A 2,626-nucleotide genomic window follows, 5' to 3' on the forward strand; every position below is an offset into this window, starting at 1 on the left:
GCCCCGACGTAGAACATCGACTGGTGGAGGCCGCCGATGAGCTGGTGGGCGACCGCACCGACCGGCCCCCGGTAGGCGACCTGGCCCTCGATCCCCTCCGGGACGATCTTGTCGTCGGAGGTGACCTCGGCCTGGAAGTACCGGTCCCGGGAGTAGGACTTCTTGCCCCGCGACGACATGGCGCCGAGAGATCCCATGCCTCGGTACGCCTTGAACTGCTTGCCGTTGATGAACACGAGCTCGCCGGGCGACTCCTCACAGCCGGCGAGCAGCGAGCCCACCATGACGGTGTCCGCTCCAGCGACGAGCGCCTTGGCGATGTCCCCGGAGTACTGGAGGCCGCCGTCGCCGATGAGCGGCACCCCCGCCGGGCCGCAGGCCAGTGAGGCCTGGTGGATGGCGGTGACCTGTGGGACCCCCACGCCCGCCACCACCCGGGTGGTGCAGATGGAGCCGGGCCCCACGCCCACCTTGACGGCGTCGACACCTGCGTCGACGAGAGCCTGGGCACCGGCCCGTGTGGCGACGTTGCCGCCGATGACCTGGACGTGACGCGTCGCCGGGTCCTTCTTGACCCGCTCCACCATCTCGAGGAGGAGACGGGCGTGGCCGTGCGCGGTGTCGACGACGAGCACGTCGACACCCGCCTCGACGAGCGTCGTCGCGCGCTCCCAGGCCTCGCCGAAGTAGCCCACCGCGGCACCGACGAGCAGGCGGCCGTCGCCGTCCTTGCTGGCCTGGGGGAACTGCTCGGACTTCACGAAGTCCTTCACCGTGATGAGGCCTCGCAGCCGGCCCTCGTCGTCGACGATCGGGAGGCGCTCGCGCTTGTGTTGGCGCAGGAGCAGTGTCGCCTCGTCGTGACCGATGCCGACCTGGCCGGTGATGAGCGGCATGGGCGTCATGACATCGCGCACGAGGGTGTGGGCCCAGTCCGCGACAGGGGTGAAGCGCAGGTCGCGGTTGGTGACGATGCCGAGGAGGTGGTCGCCCTCGTCCACGACGGGAAGTCCGGAGACGCGGTAGCGGCCACACCGCTCGTCGAGGTCCTCGAGGGTCGCGTCCGGGCCGATGGTCACCGGGTTGGAGATCATCCCGGTCTGGGTCCGCTTGACGAGGTCGACCTGGTACGCCTGGTCGTGGATCGAGAGGTTGCGGTGGAGGATACCGATGCCACCGTGGCGCGCCATGGCGATGGCCATCCGGGCCTCGGTCACCGTGTCCATCGCGGCCGAGATGAGCGGCACCCGGATCGAGATTCCGCGGGTGAGCCGGGTCGTGGTGTCGACGTCGCTCGGGATGACGTCGGTCTCCCCCGGTTGCAGCAGCACGTCGTCGTAGGTGAGACCGAGCTCGGCGAAGGGCGATGGCGCAGCGGGCTCTGCCGACGCCGCGGACACGACGGGTGATGGAGCGCTCGACGGGGCGAGCGGGTCACCCGTGCCGAGGTGGCGCTCCGCCGAGGTGCTGGTCTCGTCGAGTCCGAGGCTCATTGCCCGATTCTACGGGGTGCGGTTCGACAAGCCGGACACGACGCCGAACACCGTGTCGGCGAGCCATTCGGGACGCAGTGAGTGCGCGATGGCACGGATTCCGCAAGCGGGCAAATTCCGAGGTCAGATGGCCGAAGTCCCGTCGACACAGGCCTTGACCAAGTCCTTACCAAACGCTTGCCCACCGTGTACCAATGCCCTCCTAGCGTGATGACCGAGCCCCTCACTGAGCGGCACCCAGCACGCGGAGGTACGCATGGCCGAGATCACCCGACTGCCGGGTCCCGTGGCCGATCTGTGGGACTGGCAGCTCGACGGCGCCTGCCGGAGGGTGGGCCCGGAGGTGTTCTTCCACCCGGAGGGCGAGCGCGGAAGCAAGCGACGCACCCGAGCGAGCGCGGCCAAGGAAGTGTGCGTGAGCTGCCCGGTGCTCCAGCAGTGCCGGACCCACGCGCTCACGGTTCGCGAGCCGTACGGGGTCTGGGGGGGCCTCACCGAGGACGAGCGGGAGTCCTACTACACACGCGAGCGCCACATCGCGTCATGATCGTGCGGCGGCCCGTCCGGACGGGTCGCCGCCACCAACTCCGGTGGGGAGCGAGGGCCGGCAGGGCGGCCCGTCCGTCGGTGACAACGAGGTCACCACGGACGGGACGCACTGCGCGCGAGGGGCGCAGCGCCCGCACTAGCCTGACCCGGGTGAGCACCCCCTTGGAGGTCGCCATCCGTGACCAGTCGATCCGGCTGGGCCAGCTGATCAAGCTCGCGGGCCTGGTCGACGACGGTGGGGCAGCGCGCGAGGCCATCGAGCGTGGGCTGGTCGCCGTGAACGGCGAGATCGAGACGCGCCGGGGCGCCCAGGTACGCCCCGGTGACAGGGTGACGTTCGAGGGCCAGAACGTGGATGTCGTCACACGAGCCTGAGCGCATGGTTCCGACCTGGCCCGCTTCTGCGGTGCCCCGTGTACGTGCCTCGCTGTGCAGGGAGCCGGAGGGCACCTCACGACGGCGGTTGAGCCTCGTCGAGGAAGGACCGGATGACCTGCTCTGCGGCCGGCGACAGGGACAGCCACCTGGCATCGCCGCTGACATCCGGGGGCTCACAGCGCAGCTGCTGTTGGAACGCTTGGGAG

The 2,626-nt window shown here is 70.0% G+C and carries 3 protein-coding genes; 2 read left to right on the plus strand and 1 reads right to left on the minus strand.

The genetic code is table 11. The features are described 5' to 3' along the window. Nucleotides 1-1,493: IMP dehydrogenase (guaB, locus tag VJN29_RS13075; protein WP_324144068.1), on the minus strand; the 1,493-nt coding region annotated here is incomplete at its 3' end. Between the two features lie 256 nt (nucleotides 1,494-1,749). Here guaB and VJN29_RS13080 point away from each other — a divergent pair. Next, nucleotides 1,750-2,040: a WhiB family transcriptional regulator gene (locus tag VJN29_RS13080; RefSeq protein ID WP_324144069.1), complete on the plus strand. Its 291-nt coding sequence runs from the start codon at nucleotides 1,750-1,752 to the stop codon at nucleotides 2,038-2,040. A 152-nt stretch (nucleotides 2,041-2,192) separates the two neighbouring features. Further along, on the plus strand, nucleotides 2,193-2,417 hold the full coding sequence (locus tag VJN29_RS13085; protein WP_324144070.1) for an RNA-binding S4 domain-containing protein: 225 nt from the start codon (nucleotides 2,193-2,195) through the stop codon (nucleotides 2,415-2,417). Nucleotides 2,418-2,626 lie beyond the last annotated feature (209 nt).

It is taken from the genome of Intrasporangium sp. (genome assembly GCF_035280925.1).
Lineage (GTDB): Bacteria > Actinomycetota > Actinomycetes > Actinomycetales > Dermatophilaceae > Intrasporangium.